Source organism: Pseudomonas thermotolerans DSM 14292 (assembly GCF_000364625.1).
In the GTDB taxonomy this organism is placed as follows: domain Bacteria; phylum Pseudomonadota; class Gammaproteobacteria; order Pseudomonadales; family Pseudomonadaceae; genus Aquipseudomonas; species Aquipseudomonas thermotolerans.
Window position 1 is genome coordinate 108,162 of record NZ_KB822600.1, and the last position, 25,990, is coordinate 134,151.

Annotated in this window: 19 protein-coding genes, 2 pseudogenes and 1 riboswitch; of the genes and pseudogenes, 12 read left to right on the top strand and 9 right to left on the bottom strand. The window is 67.7% G+C overall.

Annotated elements, in window-relative coordinates:
- Positions 1–46: 46 nt before the first annotated feature.
- A complete protein-coding gene (locus H165_RS0102090) occupies positions 47–1,045 on the top strand; it encodes an NAD-dependent epimerase/dehydratase family protein (protein WP_017937246.1) in 999 nt (332 codons plus the stop codon).
- 19 nt (positions 1,046–1,064) lie between these two features.
- Here the strand turns inward: H165_RS0102090 and H165_RS0102095 are convergent, their stop codons facing one another.
- From H165_RS0102095 to H165_RS0102105, 3 genes are all read right to left on the bottom strand, one after another.
- On the bottom strand, positions 1,065–1,652 hold the full coding sequence (locus tag H165_RS0102095) for a TMEM165/GDT1 family protein (protein ID WP_017937247.1): 588 nt from the start codon (positions 1,650–1,652) through the stop codon (positions 1,065–1,067).
- 91 nt (positions 1,653–1,743) lie between these two features.
- A riboswitch (yybP-ykoY riboswitch) is annotated at positions 1,744–1,863 on the bottom strand.
- 59 nt (positions 1,864–1,922) lie between these two features.
- Positions 1,923–2,921, bottom strand: a complete 999-nt coding sequence (locus tag H165_RS0102100; protein ID WP_017937248.1) for a class I SAM-dependent methyltransferase — start codon at positions 2,919–2,921, stop codon at positions 1,923–1,925.
- Positions 2,922–2,957: 36 nt separating this feature from the next.
- Positions 2,958–3,917 carry a 2-hydroxyacid dehydrogenase gene (locus H165_RS0102105; RefSeq protein WP_017937249.1) on the bottom strand — a complete coding sequence of 320 codons (960 nt, stop codon included), beginning with the start codon at positions 3,915–3,917 and terminating at the stop codon, positions 2,958–2,960.
- A gap of 183 nt (positions 3,918–4,100) precedes the next feature.
- Between H165_RS0102105 and H165_RS0102110 the strand changes: the two genes are divergently transcribed.
- A complete protein-coding gene (locus H165_RS0102110) occupies positions 4,101–4,730 on the top strand; it encodes a LysE family transporter (RefSeq protein ID WP_017937250.1) in 630 nt (209 codons plus the stop codon).
- Positions 4,731–4,795: 65 nt separating this feature from the next.
- Here H165_RS0102110 and H165_RS0102115 read toward each other — a convergent pair whose 3' ends face one another.
- Positions 4,796–5,971: an acetyl-CoA C-acyltransferase gene (locus tag H165_RS0102115; RefSeq protein ID WP_017937251.1), complete on the bottom strand. Its 1,176-nt coding sequence runs from the start codon at positions 5,969–5,971 to the stop codon at positions 4,796–4,798.
- 178 nt (positions 5,972–6,149) lie between these two features.
- Between H165_RS0102115 and H165_RS0102120 the strand changes: the two genes are divergently transcribed.
- The 4 genes from H165_RS0102120 (at position 6,150) to H165_RS0102135 (ending at position 14,180) form a co-directional block, all read left to right on the top strand.
- Positions 6,150–7,832: a fatty acid--CoA ligase gene (locus tag H165_RS0102120; RefSeq protein ID WP_017937252.1), complete on the top strand. Its 1,683-nt coding sequence runs from the start codon at positions 6,150–6,152 to the stop codon at positions 7,830–7,832.
- 220 nt (positions 7,833–8,052) lie between these two features.
- Complete coding sequence (locus tag H165_RS0102125) at positions 8,053–9,909, top strand: DUF1302 domain-containing protein (RefSeq protein ID WP_017937253.1); 1,857 nt, start codon at positions 8,053–8,055, stop codon at positions 9,907–9,909.
- Positions 9,910–9,935: 26 nt separating this feature from the next.
- Positions 9,936–11,303, top strand: a complete 1,368-nt coding sequence (locus H165_RS0102130) for a DUF1329 domain-containing protein (protein WP_017937254.1) — start codon at positions 9,936–9,938, stop codon at positions 11,301–11,303.
- A 144-nt stretch (positions 11,304–11,447) separates the two neighbouring features.
- Complete coding sequence (locus H165_RS0102135) at positions 11,448–14,180, top strand: winged helix-turn-helix domain-containing protein (protein WP_017937255.1); 2,733 nt, start codon at positions 11,448–11,450, stop codon at positions 14,178–14,180.
- Between the two features lie 21 nt (positions 14,181–14,201).
- On the opposite strand, the gene H165_RS0102140 is transcribed toward H165_RS0102135, so the two are convergent.
- Positions 14,202–15,053, bottom strand: coding sequence for a hypothetical protein (locus tag H165_RS0102140; protein WP_017937256.1), 852 nt, complete (start codon positions 15,051–15,053; stop codon positions 14,202–14,204).
- 84 nt (positions 15,054–15,137) lie between these two features.
- On the opposite strand from H165_RS0102140, the pseudogene H165_RS18265 reads away from it, so the two are divergent.
- Both H165_RS18265 and H165_RS0102150 read left to right on the top strand, forming a co-directional pair.
- A pseudogene (locus tag H165_RS18265) lies at positions 15,138–15,805 on the top strand (TetR/AcrR family transcriptional regulator).
- A gap of 74 nt (positions 15,806–15,879) precedes the next feature.
- Positions 15,880–16,821 (top strand): alpha/beta fold hydrolase, encoded by a 942-nt coding sequence (locus H165_RS0102150; RefSeq protein WP_017937259.1) that lies wholly within the window; start codon positions 15,880–15,882, stop codon positions 16,819–16,821.
- 82 nt (positions 16,822–16,903) lie between these two features.
- Here H165_RS0102150 and H165_RS0102155 read toward each other — a convergent pair whose 3' ends face one another.
- The gene (locus H165_RS0102155) at positions 16,904–17,743 is read right to left on the bottom strand and encodes a metal-dependent hydrolase (protein ID WP_026146290.1); all 840 of its coding nucleotides are present in this window, start codon (positions 17,741–17,743) and stop codon (positions 16,904–16,906) included.
- A 134-nt stretch (positions 17,744–17,877) separates the two neighbouring features.
- Between H165_RS0102155 and H165_RS0102160 the strand changes: the two genes are divergently transcribed.
- Positions 17,878–19,014 carry an AraC family transcriptional regulator gene (locus tag H165_RS0102160; RefSeq protein ID WP_017937261.1) on the top strand — a complete coding sequence of 379 codons (1,137 nt, stop codon included), beginning with the start codon at positions 17,878–17,880 and terminating at the stop codon, positions 19,012–19,014.
- On the opposite strand, the pseudogene H165_RS20140 reads toward H165_RS0102160, so the two are convergent.
- Positions 18,980–20,326: pseudogene (locus tag H165_RS20140) on the bottom strand (DEAD/DEAH box helicase family protein); the annotation flags it as partial. The gene H165_RS0102160 and the pseudogene H165_RS20140 overlap by 35 nt on opposite strands.
- A gap of 80 nt (positions 20,327–20,406) precedes the next feature.
- Here H165_RS20140 and H165_RS0102180 point away from each other — a divergent pair.
- From H165_RS0102180 to H165_RS0102190, 3 genes are all read left to right on the top strand, one after another.
- A complete protein-coding gene (locus H165_RS0102180; RefSeq protein WP_017937265.1) occupies positions 20,407–21,051 on the top strand; it encodes an MBL fold metallo-hydrolase in 645 nt (214 codons plus the stop codon).
- A 49-nt stretch (positions 21,052–21,100) separates the two neighbouring features.
- Positions 21,101–21,787 carry a YiaD family glycine zipper/OmpA-like lipoprotein gene (locus H165_RS0102185; protein WP_017937266.1) on the top strand — a complete coding sequence of 229 codons (687 nt, stop codon included), beginning with the start codon at positions 21,101–21,103 and terminating at the stop codon, positions 21,785–21,787.
- Between the two features lie 206 nt (positions 21,788–21,993).
- Positions 21,994–22,653 (top strand): YiaD family glycine zipper/OmpA-like lipoprotein, encoded by a 660-nt coding sequence (locus H165_RS0102190; RefSeq protein WP_017937267.1) that lies wholly within the window; start codon positions 21,994–21,996, stop codon positions 22,651–22,653.
- Between the two features lie 130 nt (positions 22,654–22,783).
- Here H165_RS0102190 and H165_RS0102195 read toward each other — a convergent pair whose 3' ends face one another.
- Both H165_RS0102195 and pta read right to left on the bottom strand, forming a co-directional pair.
- On the bottom strand, positions 22,784–23,695 hold the full coding sequence (locus H165_RS0102195; RefSeq protein ID WP_017937268.1) for an acyltransferase: 912 nt from the start codon (positions 23,693–23,695) through the stop codon (positions 22,784–22,786).
- A gap of 155 nt (positions 23,696–23,850) precedes the next feature.
- Complete coding sequence (pta, locus tag H165_RS0102200; protein ID WP_017937269.1) at positions 23,851–25,941, bottom strand: phosphate acetyltransferase; 2,091 nt, start codon at positions 25,939–25,941, stop codon at positions 23,851–23,853.
- Between the last annotated feature and the right edge of the window lie 49 nt (positions 25,942–25,990).

Consider the following 25,990-nt stretch of genomic DNA (forward strand, 5'->3'; position numbering starts at 1 on the left):
TCGCGGGCCTTCCAGGCCCGACCACGGTCAGGGGCCAGGAGTCGCAGTGAAGATCGCCGTCCTCGGAGCCACCGGCCTGCTCGGCCATCATGCCGCCCGCGCGGTGCGGGCGGCCGGCCATGATCTGGTCTCCATCCACCGGCCCTCGTCGCGCATCGAGCGCCTGGCCTACCTGGAGCCGGAGTACCGCTCCGCGGAACTGCTCGACCACACGAGCCTGACACGGGCCCTGTGCGGACTGGACGGGGTGATCTTCTGCGCCGGCTACTATCCGGTGCGCCCGCGCTGCTGGCAGGACGAGGTGGCCCGCGCCCTGGACCTGTCCAACCACTTCTACGCCGCCTGCCTGGCGGCGCGGGTGCCGCGCATCCTCTACGTCGGTGCCGCCATCGCCCTGCCGCGCCATCCCGAGGGTCTGCCGGCCCACGAGGGGCTGTTCTACGACGGCCTGCCGCGCTGGAAGAACCCCTATCTGATGTGCAAGTGGGCGCTCGACGAGCAGGCCCACGAGCAGGCGCGCAGCGGCCTGCCGGTGGTGATCGGGATTCCCGGCATGTGCCTCGGCGAATTCGATGCTGGACCGAGCACCGGTCGGCTGATCACCGCCATCGCCAGAGGGCGGATGCGTCGCTACGTGCCGGGCCGGCGCAACCTGATCGATGCCGCCGATGCCGGGCGCGGCCTGCTGCTGGCGCTGGAGAAGGGGCGGATCGGCGAGCGCTACCTGCTCACCGGGCACAACGTGGAGATGGGCGAGCTGACCCGACGGATCGCCGAGCTGCTCGATGTGCCGGCGCCGCGCCCGCTGCCTCTGGCGGTCGCCAAGGGCATTGCCGGCCTCGGCCGGCTGCGCCAACGGCTGACCGGCCGCCGTCCGGCGCTGGACGATACGGCGATCGCGGTGATGGCCGGCGGGCAGTTCCTCGACGGCAGCAAGGCCCGCGAGGAACTGGGCTTCGTCGCGCAGACCGACCTGGACGCCACGCTGCGGCGCAGCATCGAGTGGTTCCGCGCCAACGGCTACCTGCAGTCAGCCCGGCGCTGAGCGGCGCAGCGGCCGCGGTTCAGAGCAGGCCGTCGAGCTGCAGCGCTTGGTAGCCGGCGTAGACCGCCAGCAGGGCGAAGGCCAGGGCAGCGAGGCGGTGGATCAGGGTCAGCGGCAGGCGTTCGGCGGCGAAGTTGCCGGCCAGCACCACCGGCACGTTGGCCAGCAGCATGCCCAGGGTGGTGCCGATCACCACCAGCAGGAAGTGCGGGTACTGGGCGGCCAGCATCACCGTGGCGATCTGCGTCTTGTCACCCATCTCGGCGAGGAAGAAAGCGACCAGGGTGGTGAGGAATGGACCGTGGCGACGGAAGTGGGAGAGCTCCTCATCTTCGTCGAGCTTGTCGGGAATCAGCGTCCAGACCGCCACGGCGGCGAAGCTCGCGGCGAGGATCCAGCTCAGGGTGGCGGCGGAGAAGAGGCTGGCGACCCAGGTGCCCACCGCGCCGGCGGCGAAGTGGTTGGCGATGGTGGCGGCGACGATGCCGAAGATGATCGGCCAGGGCTTGCGGAAGCGGGCGGCGAGGAGCAGGGCGAGCAGCTGCGTCTTGTCGCCGATCTCGGCGAGGGCGACGATTCCAGTGGGGACCAGCAGGGATTCCAGCATCAGGCGATTCCTAAGGGGCGGGTCGACGATCACGTATGACACGCACGCCTGCCCGCCCCGGGTCCAGGTCGTGGGTGTCATAGGTCTTGTCAAACCGCTGGCCTGTCTGGACAGGCTTGGGTCGCTCGCGCCATGGGCTGTGGACCAAGTGTGTTGACGCGAGCCAGACGAGCAGGGCGCTCGCAGGAGACTACTCCCCTAGGACGCTGCGCATTGTGCCGATGTTGCGTTGCCAGGGCAAGCCCGGGGCACCACGCCGGACGCGACGGTTCAGGCGCGGCTGGCGCGGTAGATGCGGAAGCCGTCGCGCTCGGCGAGGGTCTGGCAGGGGCCGAGGTACTCCTCGATCAGCGGCGGGTAGCGCAGGAAGTTGTTGGCCACCAGGCGCAGCTCGCCGCTGGTAACCAGATGCCCGGCGGCCTGGCGCAGCAGGTCTTCGCTGGCCTGGTAGTCGGTGTGCACGCCCTCGTGGAACGGCGGGTTGCTGAGGATCGCGGTCAGTCCCTTGGGCGCCGCGGCGATGCCGTCGCCGGCCAGCACCTCGGCGTCCAGACCGTTGGCGGCGAGGGTCAGGCGGCTGCTGGCGAGGGCGAAGGCGTCCACGTCGAGCAGGCTCACCCGGCTCTGCGGGTAGCGGCGCTTGAGCAGCGCGCCGAGCACCCCGGCACCGCAGCCGAAGTCCAGCAGATGGCCGGTGGGCAGGCCGTCCAGGTGCTCGAGCAGCAGGGCGGTGCCGCGGTCCAGGCGGCCGTGGGCGAACACTCCGGGCAGGCTGACCACCTGCAGCGGGCCGTCGGCAAGCGTCAGCTCGTAGCGGCGGGCCAGGGCCTCGAGGTTCGGTTCGGCCGGCGCCTGCTCGATGCGCACCTGCCAGAGCTGGCAGTGTCGGGCGCTGTCCAGCTTGCGCGGCGGGCCGAAGGCGCGCAGCTGCTTGGCGGCGCTCTCCACCCCGGCGCGCTTCTCGCCGACCAGGTACAGGTCGCCGCCGGGCAGGCGGGCGGCCAGGGCGGCGAGCAGGTAGCCGGTCAGCTCGCGGGACTTGGGCAAGAACAGCACGGCGGCGCGGAACGCCCCCTCCGGCGGCGTCACCCCGAACTGGCAGCGTCCCGCGAAGCGCTCGGCGAGACGGGCCTGGTCGCCGGCGTGCCAGGTCCAGCCGCAGGCCTCCGGCAGGCGACCGAGCAGGTCGTCGTCGGGCAATCCGGCGAACAGGGTCGGGCCACCGAACAGGTCGGCCTGGCGCAGCAGCACTTCGCTTCGTGGGTCCATGGGCGGGGCTCCTTGGGGCGCGAAAAGCCGCGCAGTTTAGTTCACCAGGCGGCGCGGCGCACCGGCGAAGAAGGCCTGGGCGTTCTCGACGACCTGGGTGACGATGCGCTGGCGCGCCTCGCGGCTACCCCAGGCGCTGTGCGGGGTGACGATCAGTCGCGGAATGTCGCCGGCGAGCAGCGGGTTGCCGTCGCGCGGCGGCTCCTGGCTCAGAACGTCGGTGGCGGCACCGCCCAGGTGGCCGCTGCGCAGGGCCTCGGCCAGGGCCTGCTCGTCCACCAGACCGCCACGCGCGGTGTTGATCAGGAAGGCGCCGGGCTTCATCAGGCGCAACTGCTCGGCGCCGATCAGGTTGCGGGTCTGCTCGGTGAGCGGGCAGTGCAGGCTCAGGGCGTCCACCTGGGGCAGCAGTTCGTCGAGCGGCAGGCGGTCGGGGCGCGGCGGGCGGCCCGGCAGTTGGCCGAGCAGCACACGCATGCCGAAGGCCTCGGCCAGGCGCGCCACTGCGCTGCCCAGCTCGCCGTGGCCGAGCAGGCCCAGGGTCTTGTCTGCCAGCTCGACGATGGGGAAGTCCAGCAGGCAGAATTGGCTGGCCTGCTGCCAGCGTCCGGCGCGGATCGCGGCCTGATAGTCGGGCAGGCTGGTGGCCAGGGCGAGCAGCAGCATCAGGGTATGTTGGGCCACCGAGGGGGTGCCGTAGCCCTGGCAGTTGCACACGGCGATGCCGCGGGCGCGGGCGGCGGCCAGATCGACGTTGTTGGTGCCGGTGGCGGTGATCAGGATCAGCCGCAGCTCGGGGCAGGCGGCCAGGCAGGCAGCGTCGATGGGAACCTTGTTGACGATCGCCACCTGGGCGCCGGCCAGGCGTTCGACCACCTGCTCGGGGCGGCTGGCGGGATGCAGAAGCAGTTCGCCGAAGGCCTGGTGCAGCGGGCTCAGGTCCAGATCGCCGAGGTCGAGGGAGGCGTGGTCGAGGAAGACGGCATGGGTGTTCATTGAGGCTTTCCGGTTCGTAGGAGAAACTTTCAAGGCTGCCAGCATACCCGGGATGGCGCCGTCGGGCAGGTCTGCCGGCCGCTTCAGGCGGGGGCTGATCCGCCGTGATCCCCGGCAACTGTATCTGTCCGCCCGCGCAGGCAGGCGCTAAGGTTGTCGGCTTCTAGCTTCGGGAGAAACGAGATGAACTGGGCGGAATTCGTCACCGTGGCCCTGATCCACCTGCTGGCGGTGGCCAGCCCCGGGCCCGACTTCGCCGTGGTGGTGCGCGAGAGCGTGGCCAACGGCCGCCGCGCCGGTACCTGGACGGCGCTCGGGGTGGGTACGGGGATCTTCCTGCACGTCGGCTATTCGCTGCTCGGCATCGGCCTGATCGTGTCGCAGTCGGTGCTGCTATTCAATGTCCTCAAGTGGCTGGCCGCCGCCTACCTGCTGTACATAGGCATCAAGGCGCTGCGCGCCCGCCCCGCCGCGCCGACCGACCTGGAGACCCCGGCTGGTGCCCTGGAGCGCAGCGCCCGCGGTGCCTTCGTCAGCGGCTTCGTGACCAACGGGCTGAACCCCAAGGCGACCCTGTTCTTCCTCTCGCTGTTCACCGTGGTTATCGACCCGCACACTCCGCTGTGGGCCCAGGCCGTGTACGGCATCTACCTGGCGGCGGCCACCACGCTGTGGTTCTGCCTGGTGGCGCTGCTGTTCAGTCAGCGCCGCGTGCGCGCCGGCTTCGCGCGCCTCGGTCACTGGTTCGACCGGGCCATGGGCGCGGTGCTGGTAGGGCTGGGGGTCAAGCTGGCTTTCACCCAGTTGCGCTAGTCGTGACGGTCTGCCGAGCCCAATGAAAAAGCCCCGCCGCAGCGGGGCTTTTTCGTGGCCGCAGCCTAGAGCAGTTCGATGGCCACCGCGGTGGCTTCGCCGCCGCCGATGCACAGCGAGGCTACGCCACGCTTGCCACCCTTCTTCTGCAGGGCGTTGATCAGGGTGACGATCAGCCGCGAACCGGTGGAGCCGACCGGGTGGCCCTGGGCGCAGGCTCCGCCGAAGACGTTGACCCTGGCATGCTCCAGACCGTGTTCGCGCATCGCCAGCATGGTGACCATGGCAAAGGCCTCGTTGATTTCGAACAGGTCGACGTCGTCCTTGCTCCAGCCGGTCTTCTTGAACAGGTTGGTGATGGCGCCGATCGGGGCCAGGGTGAACTCGCTCGGGTCCTGGCTCTGGGTTGCGTGGCCGACGATCCTGGCCAGCGGCTTGATACCGCGGCGGGCGGCTTCCTCGGCGGTCATCAGCACCAGTGCGCTGGCGCCGTCGGAGATGGAGCTGGCGTTGGCGGCGGTGATGGTGCCGTCCTTCTTGAACGCTGGCTTGAGGCTGGGAATCTTCTCCAGGTTGGCGGTCAGCGGCTGCTCGTCGTCCTTGACCACCACCTCGCCCTTGCGGGTGCTGACGGTGACCGGAACGATCTCTGCCTCCAGCGAGCCGTCCTGGATGGCGGCCTGGGCGCGCTTCAGCGACTCGATGGCGTAGGCGTCCATCTCCTCGCGGGTCAGGCCGTACTTGTCGGCGGTCTCCTGGGCAAAGGAGCCCATCAGCCGGCCGGTGCGGGCGTCTTCCAGGCCGTCGAGGAACATGTGGTCCTTGAGCTCTGCGTGGCCCATGCGCAGACCGCTGCGGGCCTTCTCCAGCACGTAGGGGGCGTTGGACATGCTCTCCATGCCGCCGGCGACCATCACCTGATTGCTGCCGGCCTTGAGCAGGTCATGGGCGAGCATCACCGCTTTCATGCCCGAGCCGCACAGTTTGTTGATGGTGGTGCAGCCGGTGGAGGCGGGCAGGCCGGCGTTCAGCGCCGCCTGGCGGGCCGGGCCCTGCTTGAGGCCGGCGGGCAGCACGCAGCCCATGATGACTTCCTGCACATCTTCCGCGGCGATGCCGGCACGGCTCACCGCCTCGCGGATGGCGATGGCGCCCAGGTCGACGGCGCCGACGCTGGACAGGCTGCCCTGGAAACCACCCATCGGGGTGCGGGCGCCACTGACAATGACGATCTCGGACATCACGATTTTCCTCTGTGGATGGAGGGCCGGGTTACGGCCGGAGGTCTCGAATGTTACTCCGTGACCAAAAGTGGACAAAGAGTCACGTTCGGAAATCATCCTTAGGGCTGATGCCGGAGGCGGCCAGGGCTATCTAGAGTCTGTCCGACGATCACCAACCATCAGCCCAGGTGTGCCTATGCTCCAGACCCGTCTTATCGCCCCGGCCGAGAACGCCCATCCGTATCCGCTGCTGATCAAGCGCCTGCTGCTCTCCGGCGTCCGCTACGAGAAAAGCCGCGAAATCGTCTACCGCGACCGGGTACGCCACAGCTATGCCACCTTCACCGAGCGGGTCGCCCGCCTGGCCAACGTGCTCAGCGCGGCCGGGGTCAGGGCCGGTGATACCGTCGCGGTGATGGACTGGGACAGCCACCGCTACCTGGAATGCATGTTCGCCATCCCGATGATCGGCGCGGTGCTGCATACCATCAACATTCGCCTGTCGCCCGAGCAGATCCTCTACACCATGAACCACGCCGAAGATCGCTTCGTGCTGGTCAACGAGGACTTCGTGCCGCTGTTCAAGGCGGTTGCCGGGCAACTGACCACCGTGGACAAGACCCTGCTGCTCAGCGATTCCGGGGCGCAGAGTGCCGAGCTCCCCAATCTGGTCGGCGAATATGAGAGCCTGCTGGCAGCGGCCAGTCCGCACTACGACTTTCCGGAGTTCGACGAGAACTCGGTGGCCACCACCTTCTACACCACCGGCACCACCGGCAATCCCAAGGGCGTGTACTTCTCCCACCGCCAACTGGTGCTGCATACCCTGACCATGGCGGCTACCGTCGGCACCCTGGACAGCATCCGCCTGCTGGGCAACGACGACGTCTACATGCCGATCACCCCGATGTTCCACGTGCATGCCTGGGGCGTGCCCTACTTGGCCACCATGCTTGGCGTCAAGCAGGTCTACCCGGGGCGCTACGAACCGGACATGCTGTGCCGGCTGATCCGCGAGGAGAAGGTGACCTTCTCCCACTGCGTGCCGACCATCCTGCAGATGGTGCTCAACGCGCCCACCGCCCGCGACTACGATTTCGGCGGCCTGCGCATGATCATCGGCGGCAGCGCGCTGAACCGCTCGCTGTACGAGCAGGCCAAGGCGCGCGGCATCCAGCTCACTGCCGCCTACGGAATGTCCGAGACCTGCCCGCTGGTGTCCTGTGCCTATCTCAACGAGCAGCTGCGCGCCGGCAGCGAGGACGAGCGCATCACCTACCGGATCAAGGCCGGCGTCCCGGTACCGCTGGTGGAGGCGGCGATCATGGACGAGGATGGCAACCTGCTGCCCGCCGACGGCGAGTCCCAGGGCGAGCTGGTGCTGCGCGCGCCCTGGCTGACCCAAGGCTACTTCCGCGAGCCGGAGAAGAGCGAGGACCTCTGGCGCGGCGGCTGGATGCACACCGGTGACGTGGCGACCCTGGACAGCATGGGCTTCATCGACATCCGTGACCGCATCAAGGATGTGATCAAGACCGGCGGCGAATGGCTGTCCTCCCTGGAGCTGGAGGACCTGATCAGCCGTCACCCGGCGGTGCGCGAGGTGGCGGTGGTCGGAGTGCCCGATCCGCAGTGGGGCGAGCGGCCCTTCGCGCTGCTGGTGCTGAACGAGGCAGGGGGGCTGGATGCCAAGGGCCTGAAGGAACACCTCAAGCCATTCGTGGAGCAGGGACTGATCAACAAGTGGGCGATTCCCACGCAGATCGCCGTTGTTACCGAAATTCCCAAGACCAGTGTCGGCAAGCTCGACAAGAAACGCATCCGCGCCGACATCTCCCGGTGGCAGGCCGGCGGCGATACCTTCCTTTCCACCCTCTGAGCCAGTCGGGCTGCCGGTTTCGCTCGGCAGTCCGTTGACCAAGCAAGCGCTTGGCTCATTTGTTGCGTCATTTCCGCGGGGGTGGTCTAGGGTTAATGCCGAGGGGGAGCGAAGCGATAGGAGTGAGACGCCAAGAAATCACTCTTTAGGCTGATCAAGCGGTATTGGCCCCTAGCTATAGTCCCGTCATCAATAACAAAAAACACATGGAGTAGAGTCGATGACAACACCAAGATCGCTCTGGCGACTGGCCAAACTGCCTCTGGCCGTCAGTCTGGCCTCCAGCCTCGCCTCACCGGCCTTTGCCATCAACTTCAACATCGGTGAAATCGAAGGGCAGTTCGACTCCTCGCTGTCGGTAGGTGCCAGCTGGAGCACCGCCAAGCCGGACAAGAACCTGATCGGCATCAACAACGGGGGGCGCGGCCTGTCGCAGACCTCCGACGACAGCCACCTGAACTTCAAGCGAGGGGAAACCTTCTCGAAGATCTTCAAGGGCATCCACGACCTGGAACTGCGCTACGGCGACTTCGGTTTCTTCACCCGTGGCAAGTACTGGTACGACTTCGAGCTGAAGGACGAGCATCGTCCGTTCAAGGACATCGACGACCACAACCGCAAGGAAGGGGCCCAGGCCTCCGGCGCCGAGCTGCTGGACGCCTTCGTCTACTACAACTACGCCATCGGCGACCAGCCGGGTTCCGTGCGTCTCGGCAAGCAGGTGGTGAGCTGGGGCGAGAGCACCTTCATCCAGAACGGCATCAACGCCATCAACCCGATCGACGTATCCGCCTTCCGCCGCCCCGGTGCGGAGATCAAGGAAGGCCTGATCCCGGTCAACATGTTCTATCTGTCGCAGAGCCTGACCAGCAACCTGTCCGCCGAGGCCTTCTACCAGATCGAGTGGGACCAGACGGTGCTGGACAACTGCGGCACCTTCTTCTCCCAGCCGGATGTGGTGGCCGATGGCTGTGACGACAACCTGAGGCTGCTGCGCAGCCGTTCCAGCCTGCCGGCGGGCGTACCGGAGCTGGCCGCGAACTTCGGCGTCGACGTCAACGAGGAGGGCATCCTGGTGCGCCGTGGCCCGGACCGCGACGCCCGCGACAGCGGCCAGTGGGGCGTGGCCCTGCGCTACCTGTTCGAGCCGCTGGACACCGAGTTCGGCGCCTACTTCATGAACTACCACAGCCGATTCCCGATCTTCAGTGGCTCCCCCGGCCCGCAGAGCATCTTCGATCTCGCGGCCAGCCTGCCGCCGGCCTTCTCGGCGCTCGCCCCGCTGCTGGTGGCGGGTAACTCCAACTACTTCATCGAGTATCCGGAAGACATCAAGCTGTACGGCCTGAGCTTCTCCACCACGCTGCCCTCCGGTACTGCGTGGAGCGGCGAGATCAGCTATCGTCCGAACGCGCCGGTGCAGCTCAACACCACTGACGTCCTCTACGGCGGCCTGACTCCGCTGGATCCCACCGTGTCGCTGATCTCGGCCACGCCGGGCGTCGATGCCCACGGTTACCGGCGCAAGGAAATTACCCAGCTGCAGACCACCTTCACCCATTTCTTCGATCAGGTGATGGGAGCTTCGCGCCTGACCCTGGTCGGCGAAATCGGCTGGACCCATGTCGGTGGCCTGGAAAGCGCCAAAAAGGCCCGCTATGGCCGCGACCCGGTGTTCGGCCCTGGCCCGCTGCCGACTCCCGGCCGTTGCGAGTCGCTGAACGAAAGCACCATCGCCGGCGGTCCCGCGAACAACCTCAGCCGCTACTGCGAGAACGACGGCTTTACCACCGCCGACTCCTGGGGCTATCGCGTGCGCGCCATCTGGGACTACCCGGACGTGTTCGCCGGCGTGAACCTGCGCCCGAACCTGGCCTGGTCCCATGACGTGGACGGCTACTCGCCCGGCCCCGGCGGCAACTTCGAGGAAGGCCGCAAGGCGATCAGCCTGGGCCTGGACGCGGAGTACCAGAACACCTACACCGCCAGCCTGTCCTATACCAACTTCTTCGACGGCAAGTACTCGACCGTGCATGACCGCGACTTCATCGCGCTCAGCTTTGGCGTGAACTTCTAGGCGGACCGGAACGAGGACAAGAGAAGATGAAAGCAACCAAGAGTCTGCTGCAAACCGGTGCCCTGACACTGTCCCTGCTATCCGCCGGCGTCATGGCGGCGGTATCCCCCGAGGAGGCGGCCAAGCTGGGCACCGTCCTCACCCCGATCGGCGCGGAGAAGGCCGGCAATGCCGACGGCACCATCCCCGAGTGGACCGGTGGCCTGCCGACCAATGCCGGCTCCGTGGATGCCCGCGGCTTCCTCTCCGACCCCTTCGCCAACGAGAAGCCGCTGTTCGTGATCACCGCGCAGAACGCCGAGCAGTACAAGGACAAGCTGACCCCCGGCCAACTGGCGATGTTCAAGCGCTATCCGGAAACCTACCGGATGCCGGTGTACCCGACGCACCGCAGCGCCACCGTGCCGGCCAAGGTGATCGAGGACACCAAGTACAACGCGGTCAACACCAAGCTGGTGCAGGGGGGCAACGGCCTGGAGAACTTCCGCACCGCCAACCCCTTCCCGATCCCGAAGGACGGCCTGGAAGTGATCTGGAACCACATCACCCGCTACCGCGGTGGCAGCGTGCGGCGCCTGGTGACCCAGGCGACTCCGCAGCCGAACGGTTCCTACTCGCTGGTCTACTTCCAGGAAGAGTTCACCTTCCGCACCAGCCTGAAGGACTACGACCCGAACAAGCCGAGCAACGTGCTGTTCTACTTCAAGCAGCGGGTGACCGCGCCGGCGCGTCTGGCTGGTAACGTGCTGCTGGTCCACGAGACCCTCGACCAGGTCAAGGAGCCGCGTCTGGCCTGGCTGTACAACGCCGGCCAGCGCCGCGTGCGGCGTGCCCCGCAGGTGTCCTACGACGGCCCGGGTACCGCCGCCGACGGTCTGCGTACCTCGGACAACTTCGACATGTACAACGGTGCGCCGGATCGCTACGACTGGCAGCTGATCGGCAAGCAGGAGCTGTACATCCCCTACAACAGCTACAAGCTGGACGATCCGAAACTGAAGTACAGCGACATCATCAAGGCCGGGCACATCAACCAGGACCTGACCCGCTACGAGCTGCATCGCGTGTGGCACGTCACCGCGACCCTCAAGCCGGGCGAGCGGCACATCTATGCCAAGCGTGACTTTTTCATCGACGAGGACACCTGGCAGGCCGCCGAGATCGACCACTACGACGGTCGCGGCACCCTGTGGCGCGTCGCCGAGGCCCACTCGCAGTACTACTACGACAAGCAGGTGCCCTGGTACACCCTGGAAGCCCTGTACGACATCCTGTCGGGCCGCTACCTGGCATTGGGCATGAAGAACGAGGAGAAACAAGCCTACGACTTCAACTACACCGCCTCGGAAAGCGACTACACTCCGGCGGCCCTGCGCCAGGCCGGCGTTCGCTGAAGCAGGCGCCTCGCCACCCTGAAACCGGCCTTCGGGCCGGTTTTTTCATGCCTGAAGGTTTTCTGTTACCTGTGATGAACTGCACTTCAAATGGCCGGACCAAGCGACTAGGCTGCCAACGTCCGTTAGCAAGATGACTGGCGAATGAGTGATCTTTCCCGCAGTACCAGGCTCGCCGAGCCGGCGGTGACGGTGAGCGATGGTCGCTTCTTCAGACCGCCGTTGCCCGCGGGCCATGTGCCGCGTCCCCGGCTTTGCGAGCGACTCGCGGCCGGACTCGAGGGGCGCCTGCTGCTGGTCTGCGCGCCGGCCGGCTTCGGCAAGAGCTCCCTGGCCAGCGAGTTTTGCCAGTCGTTGCCGGTGCACTGGCGTAGCCTGTGGCTCGGCCTGAGCCAGCGCGACGGCGACCCTGGGCGTTTCCTGGAGCGCCTGCTTGGCGGCCTGCGCCAGTACTTCCCCGGCTTGGGCGACGAGGCCCTGGGCCTGTTGCGCATGCGCCAGCGGCACCAGCCGTTCGCATTCGAGGAGTGGCTGGACGGTGTGCTCGACGAGCTGGCCGAGCGTCTCGATCCCGTCCGTCCGCTGCTGCTGGTACTGGACGACTACCACCTGGCGCAGGGGGCGGTGCTCGACCGCTGCCTGCAGTTCTTCCTCAACCACCTGCCGCCCGGTCTGGTGCTGCTGGTCACCAGCCGCCAGCGTCCGGACTGGCACCTGGCGCGCCTGCGCCTGTCGCGGCAGCTGCTGGAGCTGTGCGAGCAGGACCTGCGCCTGACCGCCGAGGAGCTCTCCCGGCTGCTCGCCAGCCAGGGCGCCGAGCTGGATCGCGCGGACCGGGAGGCCCTGCTGCAGCGCAGCGAGGGCTGGGTGGCCGGGCTGCGCCTCTGGCTTCTGGCCTGCGCCGACGACCCGGCCGGCCGGCTGCCCTCGCTGCATGGTGCCGACGGGCTGATCCGTGACTACCTGCTCGAGGAGGTGATCGAGCGGCAGAGCCCGGAGGTGCAGGCCTTCCTCTACGACACCGCCTGCCTGGACCGCTTCTGCGCCGAGCTCTGCGACGCGGTGCGCGAGAGCCACGACAGCGCTGCCATCCTCGAATACCTGCAGGCCCACCAGGTGTTCCTGGTGCCGCTCGACGACCACGGTCGCTGGTTCCGCTACCACCACCTGTTCTCCGACCTGCTGCGCGCCCGCCAGCCGGAAGGCTGCGGTCAGCCGCCGAGCCGCCTGTACCTGCGCGCCTGCCGCTGGTTCAGCGAGCAGGGCCTGCTCGACGAGGCCATCGACCAGGCGCTGCGCGCCGGCCAGCCGGACGTGGCGGCGAGCCTGGTGCAGAACCTCACCGAACTGCAGCTGCTCGGCGAACAGAACGTCGCCATGCTGTTGCGCTGGAAGCGCGACCTGCCGGACAGCCTGCTGATCAGCTCGCCGCGCCTGATCGTGCTGTACGCCTGGGCGCTGGCTCTGGCCTGCCAGCTGGATGCCGCCGAGGAACTGGCCAGCCATCTGGCGAATTTCCTGCCGGCGCCCTCGGCCACCGCGCAGCGCTCCATGCTCGCCCAGTGGCTGGCCCTGAGCGGAGTGATCGCCCGCGGCCGCGGTGACAGCGCCAAGGCCGAGGCCTACTGCGCCGAGGCGCTGGCCAGCATGCCACGCGAGCGCACCGGGCAGCGGCAGATGTGCCTGTCCACCCTGGCCAACCTGGCGGTGGCCAATGGCGACCTGTGGCGCGCCCGCGGCCTCAACCGCGAGTCACTGGAACTGTCGCGGCGGGTCGGCAACCCGCTGTTCGAGGCTCTGGCCCATTACGATCGGGCGCGGGTGCTGCAGGCCCGTGGCGAGGTGCTGCGCGCCTTCGACGAGGTGCGCCAGGGCCTGGAACGCCTGCACGGCCTGCCGGCGCAGCGGTTGTATGCGGTGCGCGCCCGGCTGACCCTCTACGAGGGGCTGCTGCATGCCCTGCGCCTGCGCCCGGAGCTCGCCCGTGAGCGCCTCCAGGTGGGCATCGCCGAGGCACGCGCCTGTCGCGATCCCAGCCTGCTGCTCGGCTATTACCTGCTGGCTGGCCTGGACGGCCGCGAAGGTCGTTTCGCCGAGGCCTTCGGGCACCTGGCCGAGGCCGAGCGGGTGATGCACATCTGGGACGTGCCGCCGATCTACTACCTGGCCATGCTGACCCTCGCCAAGTGCGAGCTCTGGCTGCTGCAGAGGCAGCTGGAGCAGGCCGGGATCTGGCTGGAGCGTCTGGCGGAAACCTACAGCGGCCCGCAGGCCGCCACCGCGCCGGAGTTCCACCCGCTGCTGCCGCAGTACATCGAGCTGCAGCTGGCCGTCCTGGAGCGCCTGAGCGACCGCTGGCCGCAGGCCGAACGCCGCCTGCGCGCGCTGATCCTGCGGGTGCAGAGCCACGGCGGGCAGGCCGTCGGTCTGGCCGCCCAGGTCCAACTGATCCTCCAGTGGCTGCGTCTGGGCCAGGAACGCGAGGCGCGCCAGCAACTGCTCAGCTGCCTGGAAGCGGCGGCCGGCGGCGCTTTGCAGCCGTTCCACGACCTGCTCAGGGAGCAGCCGCACTGGCTGCGCGAACAGCTGCGCGCCGCACCGGCCTGCGCGGTCAGCGAGGCGCTGCGCGGACTGCTGCCGGCCGACGACGGCCAGGCCGTGGACCTGCTCAGCGGCACTGCCGAGACGCTCAGTGCCCGCGAGCTGGCGGTGCTCAGGCTGATCGCCCAGGGCTGCTCGAACCAGGAGATCAGCGAGCAGCTGTTCATCTCCCTGCACACGGTGAAGACTCACGCCCGGCATATCAACAGCAAGCTGGGCGTCGAGCGGCGTACCCAGGCGGTGGCCCGGGCCAAGGCGTTGGGGTTGCTGGACTGAGCCGCCTGGGCTGGTGGCCGGCTACAGCTCGGCGGGCACGCTGAGGTCCAGCGGGTCGGCCGGCTTGGTCGGTGCCTGGGGCTGGGCGAGCTGGCGTTCGATGTCGTTCTGGATCGCCGCCAGCACCGGCAGCAGCTCGCCCATGCTCTCGCGCACCTGATGGTAGGGGTGCCGCTCCGCCAGTTCGCCGACCCGGGCCAGCAGCTGCGGGCGGATGCCGGCGTCCAGGTGGACGAACAGCTCCGGCAGCTGGCGGGCCATCTCGGCACCGTACAGCTCCAGATCCTCACGGTCGAACTGCTTGGTCAGACCCAGGTAGTCGAGGGCGCTGGAGGTGAGCATGGCCGCCGCCGCCTTGGTTTCCTGCAGCCCCTGCAGGCGCACCGGGTTGCTCTGCTCCTGCTGCGACAGGGTCATCCAGAACTCGGTGGTGAGGGTGAAGAGCACCGCCTGCTGGCGCAGCGAGTGGGTCATCAGGCCGAGGGCCTCGGCGCCGTAAGGCTGCCGGGCGGCGCGGAAGTCGAAGTACAGGCGCATCAGCTCCTTGAGCTGGAACAGTACCTCGCGGGCCTCGTTCTGGCGCAGCTCCAGCGGCGCGTAGATATTCAGCTGGGGGCGGAAGTTCTCCTCGCTGACCATGCGCCGGTAGATCGGCCCGGTGAACTCGCCGCTGCGCCGGGGCAGGGCGTTGACCTGGGTTTCCTCGACCTTCTTCAGCGCCTCCAGCAACTGCTGGTACTCCAGGCTGCTCCAGGGCTTGTTCGGATCGGGAATCCGCTGGCCGAGGTAGAAGAGTTCGGCTGCCGCCAGCGGGCGCCACAGAACCAGCAAAAGGATGGCCAGCGGCCAGAGTGAGTGGCGTGATAGCGTCATGGGCGGATTCCGACGGCAACGGGGCAGGTTGGAAGAGTATCGGGACTGCCACGGGACGTCACCAGGCCTTGGTTGGGGGAGAGGATGGAGGCGGGCAGCGAGCTGGGCGCAGTGCGGGCGGTGTTCGAGGAGCTTGGTGGCCACCAGGCACTGCTGCGTCAGCCGGGGCACGGGACGATCCGCTGATCGGCCATCTGCAGCGCACCAACATCCAGCTGGCGGCCATCCCGGTATTCGTCCGCAAGGGGCTGGCCGACACCACGGTGAACGACCTGCTGGACGCCGCCGGAGTGTCGCGGCGTACCTTCTACAAGTACTTCGCCAACAAGATGGAGGTGCTGGAGGGCATCTACCGCACTGCGGTGCTGCTGCTTCTGGCGCGCTTTCGCGAGCTGGAACACGGCGCTGGCAGCGTCGACGCCTGGCTGCGCGCCATGGTGGACTGCTTCTTCGACTATCACCTGTCGGTGGGGCCGATCATTCGCCTGATGCAGGAGGAGGCGCTGCGCGCCGATTCTCCGCTGGCCCGCCATCGCCTGCACGCGCACTTGGAGATGGTGCGGTTGGTGGACGAGCGCCTGTCGGGCTACGGCCTGCACCGTGACCCGCTGATCACCCGCTCGCTGATCTGGGCCATGGAATCCGCTTCCCTGGACCTGCTCGGTCGCGAGGCCAGTCGCGAGGAGATCGAGCAGGCCAAGCGGGTTCTCGGTGAGCTGGCGTGCCGCTGCCTCGCCCCGCGCTCAACCTAGGTTGGGCAGGCAAGGCGGAGAGGCCATGCTTTGCTAGGCGGCATTCCGACAAGAACGATCGCCGAGGTACGCGCATGTCCGTGTCCAGTCCTTCCCTCCATCCGCCCCTGTCCGTCGGCCTCGCCCGCCTGGGCTTCGGCCACCTGCCGCTGGAGCGGCTGAAGGCCCGCTACGCCAGCCCGGAGAGCGGTTCGCGTTTCGTCGAGCTGGAAGGCGTGCACATCCACTACCGCGACGAGGGCAGCCGCGACAAGCCGGCGCTGGTGCTGATCCACGGTGTGATGGCCTCGCTGCACACCTGGGACGGCTGGGTGCAGGCCATGGCTCCGCACTTCCGGATCATCCGCTTCGACGTGCCCGGCTTCGGCCTCACCGGCCCGGTGCCGGACGGCCAGTACAGTGCCGAGCGCATGCTGGACGCCTTCGGCCAACTGCTCGACTACCTGGGGGTGGAGAAGACGGTGATTGCCGGCAGCTCCCTGGGCGGCTACATCGCCTGGAACTATGCCCTGGCCCACCCTGAGCGGGTCAGCAAGCTGATCCTGGTGGACCCGGCCGGCTACCAGATGAAGAAGGTGCCTTGGATGATCGCCTCTGCGGCGCTGCCTGGCTCGACTTGGTTCATCCCGCTGTGGATGCCGCGCGCCCTGGTCGCCCAGGGGGTCCGCGAGGTGTACGGCGATCGCGGGCGGATCAAGCCCGGGGTGGTGGACCGCTACTACGACATCAGCCGCAGGCCTGGCAACCGCAAGGCGGCCATGGAGATCTTCCGCCTGCTGCTCAAGGTCAACCGCGAGGAGCTGCACACCACACCTCAGCGAGTGGCCCAACTGAAGGTGCCGACCCTGCTGATGTGGGGCGACCGTGACCGTTGGATTCCCCCGGCCCATGTGCCGCTCTGGCAGCGCGATGTGCCGGGCATCCAGGTCAAGGTCTATCCCGGCGTCGGGCACATTCCCATGGAGGAGATTCCTGAACAGAGCGCGGCCGACGCGCTGCGCTTCCTGCTGGGCTGATGGCGGAGGCCGGCGCGGAACAGGACCCGCCCCGAAAGCCCGGTCGTACGGCCGGAGCTTTCGGGGCTGAGTGGTTCGGGGCTCAGGCGCTGGCGGTCCCGGCCGTGGAGTCGAATTCCCTGCGGTACTGCTCGACCAGGTGCAGGTTGTCGTGCTGCCAGGGGTGGAAGTCGCGGCGGTAAAACTCCAGGTAGGCCTTGACCAGCGGACGCAGGATGCCGTCCCTGCCCCACAGCCAGCGCAGGCCGTCGCGCCACACCCGCCAGTTCCACAGCAGGCCGTCGCGGCGGAGCATGTGCACCAGGCCCAGGAAGGTGTCCTTGGTGAAGAAAATGGTGCTCTGCAGCATGGCGCGACGGCGCAGCCAGGGGCTGCCGCAGACCTGCTGGTAGACGTCGAAGGCCACCGCCTTGTGCTCGGTCTCCTCCAGCGCGTGCCAGCGCCATAGGCGTGCCATCGTCGGGTCGGCACCCTCCAGCCAGCGTGGGTTTCTCAGCAGGGCGTCGGCCATGATCGCGGTGAGGTGTTCCACCGCGGTGGTGGCGGCCAGCTGCAGCTGCGGCGAGAGGAACTTGCGGACGAAGGCCAGACGCCGACGCAGGGCTCGCTCCAGATGGTCGATGTCGTAGCCGAGGGCGCGCAGTTGGTTGTTGTAGTCGATGTGCTCGCGGCTGTGGTGACCCTCCTGGCCGATGAAGCCGCGGATCTGCTCCCTGAGCAGCGGGTCGTCGATCCGCTCGCGGAAGTGGCGCACCGAGTCGATGAAGAAGCGCTCGCCGTCGGGGAACAGCACCGACATGGCGTCGAAGAAGTGGCTCTTGAAGGCATCGCCGCCGTGCCAGTGGCGGGGCATCGGCTGCGGCAGGCCGAACTCCGGGCGGCGCGGGCGGATTTCCAAGCCTTTAGGTGTGGTGCCGGTCATCACGACTCCCTCGATAATCTGGAACGTCAGTGCCGACTATGCGCTTTGTCGACTCCGGTGACGAAGGCAGATACGGCCAAGTTGCAGGTCATATCCGGCCAATGCGATCCCGATGGCGGCCGACAGGGACAGGCATGAAGCTAGCATTCAATCTCACCGCCGAAATGGTACCCCTGACCTACGTGGAGGCCCTGCTGGGCATGGCCGAGGAGCGGGGCATCGAGCGCGGGACGCTGCTCGCCGCGGCGCGGCTGCGCCCCGACTTGCTGGCCCACGCCAACGGCCGGCTAGCCTTCGGCGACTTCCATCGGCTGGTCGGCACGTTGCTGCAGCGCTGTACGGAGCCGGCCCTAGGCCTGGAGTTCGGTCGACGCCTGAACATCTCCACTCACGGCATCCTCGGCTATGCGGTTCTGTCCAGCGCCAACCTCGGCAAGGCCATCCAGTTCGCCTTGCGCTACTACCGGGTGCTGGGGCTGGCCTTCGAGCTGGAGCTGGTGGAGGATGGCGAGCGGGTGGAGCTGCGTGCCTGCGAGTCGGTGCCGCTCGGCATGGTGGCGCGCTTCGCCGCCGAGAGCCTGCTGGCCAGCCTGTTCAGCATCGCGCGTTTCCTGGTCGGCGAGGAGCTGAGCGGACTGCAGGTCGGCTTCGCCCATGCGGCGCCGCCCCATGCGGCGCGCTACGCGGAAGTGTTCGGCGTGCCGGTAGCCTTCGATCAGCCCTGGCACTGGCTGAGCCTGCCGCGCACCTACCTGGACAGGCCAATGGCCCTGGCCAACCCGGCCACAGTGCAGATGTGCGAGCAGCAGTGCCAGGCGCTGCTGGCCAACCTGGAGGTGCAGGACGGGCTGCTTGCCCGCGTGCGCCGTTTGCTGCTGTCCCGCCCGGGGGAGTTCCCCGATCTGGACAGCGCTGCCCGGGCTCTGCACACCAGCGGGCGCAGCCTGCGCCGGCACCTGGCACAGCTGGGCACCAGCTACCAGCAGGTGCTCGACGACGTGCGCAAGCGGCTGGCCCTGGAGTACCTGGCCAATACCCAGCTGCCCATGTTCGAGATCGCCGGCCTGCTCGGCTTCAGCGACCCCTCCAACTTCCGCCGGGCCTTCAAGAAGTGGACCGGACGCCTGCCCAGTGATTTCCGCACGGAGTCCGGGGGACGGTCGCGTCTCCGTTCGCATTGCTGGACAGGTAGTGCGACTCGTCGGCAATCACCAGATCCCAGTCGCGTTCGACCAGACTCCGGTTCTGGCCGAAATTGGCATAGGTGGTAACGACCGGGCCGGACTTGCCGTTGCTGTCCTCAAGCTGCTGAAGATTGATGCCAAGCATCCGGGCGAACTTCACCCAGTCCGCCGCAATCTTGTCGCTCGGGACAACAATGATGATGTTGTCTTTGCCGTCGTTGATGAAACGCTTGGCGATGCCAAGGCCGGTCGCAGTCTTCCCGGTTCCCGTGCCGTTGGTAAACAGGATACCGTTGTTGCCGTCCAGCCGCTTCTCGGCCTTGTAGACATCCTCGCGCTGCTCGGGCAGCAGCAGCGGAAGGGAGGCGTCAATGCTGGACTTGTCGCCCCACTTGGTGGTTTTCGGAGCCTTGGCCTGAGCGGCTAGACGTTGATCGATGTCGCCGTCACTAGGGGCGTCAGCATCTTCAGCTCCTGCGTCTTGGCTATAGCGTTCCACACGCTCGGGGGCACCTGGTACATTCTGCCCTCCTTGCGAAGCCGCTTCGCGTGCCGGCGCAGATTCGGTTCTTTGTCCACCTTCGCCAGATGCTCCAGCGTCCGCGCTAGAAGCTCGCGGGCTTGCGAAGATGTCTTGTTGCTGACTGGCTTGTTGCTCTTGTCGTTCGATGCGCTCATTGACATCTCTCAAGATCTCGGCGCCGGTGACTTCCGGCTCGCCGAACATGTTGGGGCCTGGCTTAGAAAGCTGGGCCTGCTCAGTATAGTACTGCAATGCGTCAGCCACCCTATCACGGCTGCGCGCACGGGCGAAGTTCTCACCACGGTAGAAGATCCTCAGGAAAGCGGTAGTGACCGGGTCGATCTCTCCAGAGAAAAAGTCGTTCTGATTCACCAGCTCTGCGACCGGGCGGCCCTCGGCGCGGGCACGGCGCACGATATTGACGGCCTCCAGCAGGTTCGGGGTCAGATCGACGCTGGTGGAAATTACGCCTTCCCGCGCGTTCTCGCGCATTTGCGCCCAGCTGCCGGCCACGTCCAGTAGCGCCCCGCCGATAGACTTGATGTCGGTGTCGGCGCTATCCCGGTTAGCAGCCGCCGACAGGTCGCCGCCTCGGTACAGGCTCAGGATCGGCCTCAGCTTGCGCGCGTCAGCCATGGCGCGCTCGGTCGGGCTCATCTCAAGCGTGGTGCGCTCGTTTGCCTCGGTGGTGTAGGCAATGCGTTCATCCAGGCTCATCGGCGTGATGCGCTCACGCACCAGCACAGGAGCCTTTATGCCCTCGACGTTATAATCCTGCCCAGCCAGCCATTTCCGGTAATGCTCGGTATTCCCCTTGGCGTAGCTCCTCCGGCGGGATCGCGACGCGCCCGGACCGGCCGGTCCGCGGTGGACCATATTGAAAACCCCGCCGCATTGGGCGCACCCTAGTCCGACGCAACGAACCGCCCATTCCGGGCCTTCCAGCAGGACTATCCATGACCACCGCAGAACCCGCGCTGATCCGCGAAACCTTCCCCGTCGGCCCCCTGCAGTGCAACTGCACCATCATCGGCGACCCGCTGAGCAAGAAAGCCATAGTGGTCGACCCGGGCGGTAATCCGGAGCTGATCATGGCACGCCTGGAGGCCCACGGGCTGAAGGTGGTGAGCATCATTCATACCCATGCGCACCTCGACCATTTCCTCGCCGCCGGACAGATGAAGGAGAAGACCGGCGCTACCCTGCACCTGCACCAGGCCGACCAGTTCCTCTGGGACAACCTGGAGCTGCAGTGCCGCATGTTCGGTGTGCCCTACACCCCGGTGCCGGCCCCGGACCGCTGGCTGCACGACGACGAGGAGCTGGCCTGCGGCTGCGGCGTGGCCCTGCACACCCCGGGGCACACCCCAGGCTCGATGAGCTTCTGGTTCCCCCAGGTCAAGCTGCTGATCGCCGGCGACACCCTGTTCCGTCGCGGTATCGGGCGCACCGACCTGTGGGGGGGCGACTACGCGGCCATCGAGCGCTCCATCAAGCAGCGCCTGTACAGCCTCGACGAGGAGGCCATCGTGGTCGCCGGCCATGGTCCGGATACTCGACTCGGCGACGAGATGCGCGAGAATCCCTTCGTCCGCGCCTGAGACGTGGAGATACACTGAAACACCCCTACCTCCCCTGGAGACTGAAGACATGCTTCGTTCGCCGCTACTGACTCTGGGCTGCTGCGCCCTCCTGCTGAGCGGTTGCGCCGCGCAGAACCCCTACGACAACAGTCAGCCGAGCTCCAACAAGACCGCCACCTACGGTGGCATCGGCGCGGTGGCCGGCGCCGTGGCTGGGGCGCTGATCGACCACGACAACCGCGGCAAGGGCGCGCTGATCGGCGCTGCCATCGGCGGCGCGGCAGGGGCCGGCTACGGCTACTACGCCGACAAGCAGGAGGCCGAGCTGCGCCGCAGCATGCAGGGCACAGGCGTGGAGGTGCAGCGTCAGGGTGACACAATCCAACTGATCATGCCCGGCAACATCACCTTCGCCACCGACTCGGCGGAGATTGCCAGCAGCTTCTATACCCCGCTGAACAACCTGGCCAGCTCCTTCCGCCAGTACAACCAGAACAGCATCGAGATCGTCGGCCATACCGACAGCACCGGTAGCCATGCCTACAACATGGACCTGTCGCAGCGCCGCGCGCAGAGCGTGGCCAACTATCTGATCGCCCAGGGCGTGGATGCCGCGCGGGTCAGCACCCGTGGCATGGGACCGGACCAGCCCATCGCCAGCAACGCCACCCCGGACGGCCGCGCGCAGAACCGTCGCGTCGAGGTCACCCTGCGCCCGCTGCCCGGCGCCCAGGGCCCCCAGGGCGCGCAATAGCTCCCGACGCCTTACCTCTCTCGAGGCAGTCCCGTCCAGGGGCTGCCTCCCATCTTCCGTAGAGGATCGCGGACTGCCGCCGGCAGTCCTGGTAACCTTGCGCGGAACTTCGCCGCCAGGCGCGGCTCGAAGTGCCTGGCCCGGGTCGCCGAGACGCTTCGGCCGGGCGCAGCCCGGGCAACAGAAGACAGAGAAGGAAGTACCGAATGAAGAAATGGCGTAACCTGACCGCCCTGGCTGCCGGCGTCGCACTGCTGGCTGGCTGCACCACCAATCCCTATACCGGCGAACGCCAGGCCAGCAAGGCCGGCATGTACGGTGGCATCGGTGCCGTCGCCGGTGCCGCCGTGGGGGCCGCGACCGCGAGCAAGAAGGACCGCGCCAAGGGCGCGCTGATCGGCGCGGCGGTGGGCGGTGCGGCCGGTGGCGGCTACGGCTACTACGTCGACCGCCAGGAAGCCAAGCTGCGCCAGACCCTGCAGGGCACCGGCGTGCAGGTGCAGCGCGACGGCAACAACCTGACCCTGATCATGCCGGGCAACATCACCTTCGCCAGCAACTCGGCGGACATCGCCAGCAACTTCTACCCGACCCTCAACTCGCTGGTGCTGGTGTTCAAGGAGTTCAACCAGAACGGCATCGACATCGTAGGCCACACTGACAGCACTGGTTCGCTGCAGCTCAACCAGAGCCTCTCGCAGCGCCGCGCGCAGAGCGTGGCCAGCTACCTGACCGCCAACGGCATCGCTGCCTCGCGGATCAGCGCCTACGGCGCCGGCCCCAGCCAGCCGATCGCCAGCAACAGCACCGAGGCCGGCCGCGCGCAGAACCGCCGCGTGGAGATCAATCTGCGTCCTCTGCAGTAAGGCCTACCGGTAAGTTTTCCCGGGCGGGCTTGTTTCCGGCCTGCCCGGGATGGCCCCTCTCAACGGGGAGAGGGGATGGCTCCGGAGTTGCCCGAAGGTGGGGCAGGTCTGGCTTCTTTCGCCTCTGGCCCTACTTGCCTGCCGGCGGATACTCCCGGTGCAGGCGTTCCAGTTCCTCATCCGTGTCCTGCCACAGCTGGTTGACCCACTCCTGGAATGCCAGGCGGAAGGCCTCGTCCTCGTTGTAGTCGCGGCCGATGAATTCGGCGGGAATCGGCTGGCGATGGTAGCGCATCACCACCTGGCGGACCCGGCCGCAGAGGAAGTCCCAGAAGCTGGGGATGCCGTCCGGATAGTGGATGGTGATGTTGACCAGCGACTTCAGTTGGTCGCCCATGGCGTCGAGGACGAAGGCGATGCCGCCGGCCTTGGGCTTGAGCAGATAGCGGTACGGCGAGCCCTGGGCGTCGTGCTTGGCCGAGGTGAAGCGGGTGCCTTCCAGGAAGTTGAAGATCGCCACCGGCACATCGCGGAACTTCTCGCAGGCGCGGCGGGTGGTGCGGATGTCCTCGCCGCGCTTCTCCGGGTGGTGCTCCAGGTAGGCCTTGGAGTATCGCTTCATGAAGGGGAAATCCAGTGCCCACCAGCACAAGCCGATCACCGGCACCCAGATCAGCTCCTGCTTGAGGAAGAACTTGAAGAAGGGCATGCGCCGGTTGAGGGTGTGCTGTAGCGCCAGGATGTCCACCCAGCTCTGGTGGTTGCTGGTCACCAGATACCAGCCGTCGTACTTCAGTTGCTCGCGGCCTTCGAGGTTCCAATCGGTCTTCTGGGTCAGCCACATCCAGCCGCTGTTGCCGGCGATCCAGATCTCGGCGATCCAGTTGGACAGCAGGTTGCACAGCTTGCGCACCGGCCGGGCCGGAATGCACAGCTTGACCAGGGCGACGAGGAACAGGAACCAGCACCAGAACAGGGTGTTGGCGATTAGCAGCAGGAGGGCCAGGACGCCGCGCAGCGGGGCGGGAAGGAAGCTCAGCATGGGGTGTTGCGCCGTGTTGTTGTGGCCCGGAGAGGCCCGGGGTTCTTGTCGGGCGCAAATAGTTAACGCTTGTTCACTGAACTGCAAGCACGGCGACCGACCAGTCGGTCACGCCCAGGCCGCCGTGCCAGCGGGCTGCCGGCGGCCCGTCGGGCTCAGGCGCGGGTCGCCGCCTGGATGGCGGTGAGGGCGATGGTGTAGACGATGTCATCGACCCGGGCGCCCCTCGACAGGTCGTTCACCGGCTTGCGCAGGCCCTGCAGCATGGGGCCGACGCTGAGGCAGTTGGCGCTGCGCTGCACCGCCTTGTAGGTGGTGTTGCCGGTGTTCAGGTCGGGGAAGATGAACACCGTAGCGTGGCCGGCCACCGGACTGTCCGGGGCCTTCTGCCGGCCGACGCTGGCGATGGCCGCAGCGTCGTACTGCAGCGGGCCGTCGATCAGCAGGTCGGGGCGCGCGGAGCGGGCCAGACGGGTGGCCTCGCGGACCTTCTCCACGTCGGCGCCGCTGCCGGAGTCGCCGGTGGAGTAGCTGAGCATCGCCACCCGCGGCTCGATGCCGAAGGCGCGTGCCGACTCGGCGCTCTGGATGGCGATCTCGGCCAGCTCGACGGCGGACGGATCGGGGTTCACCGCGCAGTCGCCATAGACCACCACCTGGTCGGGCAGGAGCATGAAGAACACCGAGGATACCAGGCTGTAGCCGGGCGCGGTCTTGATCAGCTGCAGGGCCGGGCGGATGGTGTTGGCGGTGGTGTGCACGGCGCCGGAGACCAGGCCGTCCACTTCGTCGAGGGCCAGCATCATGGTGCCGAGGACCACGTTGTCCTCCAACTGGGCGGCAGCCATGGGCGCGTTGAGCCCCTTGTTTTTGCGCAGCTCGACCATGGGCGCCACGTAGCGCTCGCGGATCAGGTCCGGGTCGAGGATCTCCAGTCCCGGCGGCAGCTCCAAGCCCAGGGCGCGGGCCACCGCCTGCACCTCCTCGGGCTTGGCGAGCAGCACGCAGCGGGCGATGCCGCGTGCCTGGCAGATGGCTGCGGCCTGCACGGTGCGCGGCTCGCAGCCCTCCGGCAGGACGATGCGCTTGGCGGCGGCCTGGGCGCGCTTGACCAGCTGGTAGCGGAACGCCGGCGGCGACAGGCGCGGCTCGCGGGGCTCGCCGCAGCGGGCGCGCAGCCAGCCGTAGTCCAAATAGCCGGCGATGCAGTCGGCGACCCGCTCGGCGCGCTCGCGGTCGTCCACCGGGATTTCCTTGCTCAGACGGTTGAGGTTGATCGCCGTGTCGTAGGAGCCGGTGCTCACCGAGAGCACCGGCAGGCCGCTCTGCAGGGCGCCGCGGCACAGCTCCATGATCCGCGCGTCCGGCGGGAAGTCGCTGCACAGCAGCAGGCCGGCCAGGGGCACGCCGTTCATCGCCGCCAGGCAGGCGGCGAGGATGATGTCGTCGCGGTCGCCGGGGGTGACCACCAGCACCCCGGGCTTGAGCAGCGGCACCGTGTTGGCCACCGCGCGGGCGCACAGCACGATCTTGTGCATGCGTCGCTGGGCGTAGTCGCCGGCGTTGATCACCCGGGCGCCGAGCAGGTCGGCTACGTCGCGCACCCGCGGGGCGTTCAGTTCGGCCTGCCAGGGCACGCAGCCGAGCAGGCGGAAATGGTCGTTGCGCAGCAGGGGTGAGAGCTCGCGCAGACGCGTTGCGAAGGTTTCGACGCCCTCGGCGGCGCGCACCTTGTTGATGATCACCCCGAGCAGCTTGGGATCCTGAGGCCCGCCGAACAGCTGGGCCTGGATGTCCAGGCGGTCGGCCAGCTCGTCGAGGGCTTCGTCCTCCGGGGCGGAGACCAGGATCACCTCGGCGTCCAGGCTCTTGGCCAGGTGGAAGTTGATCCGCGCCGCGTAGCTGACGTGACGGGTCGGCACCAGACCCTCGACCACCACGACGTCCTTGTCCTGGGCGGCCTGCTGGTAGAGGTTGACGATCCGCTCCAGCAGCTCGTCGAGCTGGCCGTCGCCGAGCATCCGCTCCACCTCGGCGATGGGCAGCGGGCGCGGCGATTCCAGGCCGTGGGTGCGGGCGATCAGCTCGCTGGAGCGCTCCGCGCCGTGGTCGCCGGGGCGTGGCTGGGCGATCGGCTTGAAGAAGCCGACCTTGAGGCCGGTGCGTTCCAGGGCGCCGACCAGGCCGAGACTGACGGAGGTGAGGCCGACGCCGAAGCCGGTGGGGGCGAGGAAGAAGGTGTGCATGCAATCTCCAGTGGCAGGGAGCCGGACAGGCTCCCGGTCGGTGGAACTC

Coding starts and splice junctions, on each gene's coding strand:
- H165_RS0102095 (WP_017937247.1), bottom strand. CDS start 1,652: ATGCTGGAATCCCTGCTGGTCCCCACTGGAATCGTCGCCCTCGCCGAG.
- H165_RS0102100 (WP_017937248.1), bottom strand. CDS start 2,921: ATGGACCCACGAAGCGAAGTGCTGCTGCGCCAGGCCGACCTGTTCGGT.
- H165_RS0102105 (WP_017937249.1), bottom strand. CDS start 3,917: ATGAACACCCATGCCGTCTTCCTCGACCACGCCTCCCTCGACCTCGGC.
- H165_RS0102110 (WP_017937250.1), top strand. CDS start 4,101: ATGAACTGGGCGGAATTCGTCACCGTGGCCCTGATCCACCTGCTGGCG.
- H165_RS0102115 (WP_017937251.1), bottom strand. CDS start 5,971: ATGTCCGAGATCGTCATTGTCAGTGGCGCCCGCACCCCGATGGGTGGT.
- H165_RS0102120 (WP_017937252.1), top strand. CDS start 6,150: ATGCTCCAGACCCGTCTTATCGCCCCGGCCGAGAACGCCCATCCGTAT.
- H165_RS0102125 (WP_017937253.1), top strand. CDS start 8,053: ATGACAACACCAAGATCGCTCTGGCGACTGGCCAAACTGCCTCTGGCC.
- H165_RS0102130 (WP_017937254.1), top strand. CDS start 9,936: ATGAAAGCAACCAAGAGTCTGCTGCAAACCGGTGCCCTGACACTGTCC.
- H165_RS0102135 (WP_017937255.1), top strand. CDS start 11,448: ATGAGTGATCTTTCCCGCAGTACCAGGCTCGCCGAGCCGGCGGTGACG.
- H165_RS0102140 (WP_017937256.1), bottom strand. CDS start 15,053: ATGACGCTATCACGCCACTCACTCTGGCCGCTGGCCATCCTTTTGCTG.
- H165_RS0102150 (WP_017937259.1), top strand. CDS start 15,880: ATGTCCGTGTCCAGTCCTTCCCTCCATCCGCCCCTGTCCGTCGGCCTC.
- H165_RS0102155 (WP_026146290.1), bottom strand. CDS start 17,743: ATGACCGGCACCACACCTAAAGGCTTGGAAATCCGCCCGCGCCGCCCG.
- H165_RS0102160 (WP_017937261.1), top strand. CDS start 17,878: ATGAAGCTAGCATTCAATCTCACCGCCGAAATGGTACCCCTGACCTAC.
- H165_RS0102180 (WP_017937265.1), top strand. CDS start 20,407: ATGACCACCGCAGAACCCGCGCTGATCCGCGAAACCTTCCCCGTCGGC.
- H165_RS0102185 (WP_017937266.1), top strand. CDS start 21,101: ATGCTTCGTTCGCCGCTACTGACTCTGGGCTGCTGCGCCCTCCTGCTG.
- H165_RS0102190 (WP_017937267.1), top strand. CDS start 21,994: ATGAAGAAATGGCGTAACCTGACCGCCCTGGCTGCCGGCGTCGCACTG.
- H165_RS0102195 (WP_017937268.1), bottom strand. CDS start 23,695: ATGCTGAGCTTCCTTCCCGCCCCGCTGCGCGGCGTCCTGGCCCTCCTG.
- pta (WP_017937269.1), bottom strand. CDS start 25,941: ATGCACACCTTCTTCCTCGCCCCCACCGGCTTCGGCGTCGGCCTCACC.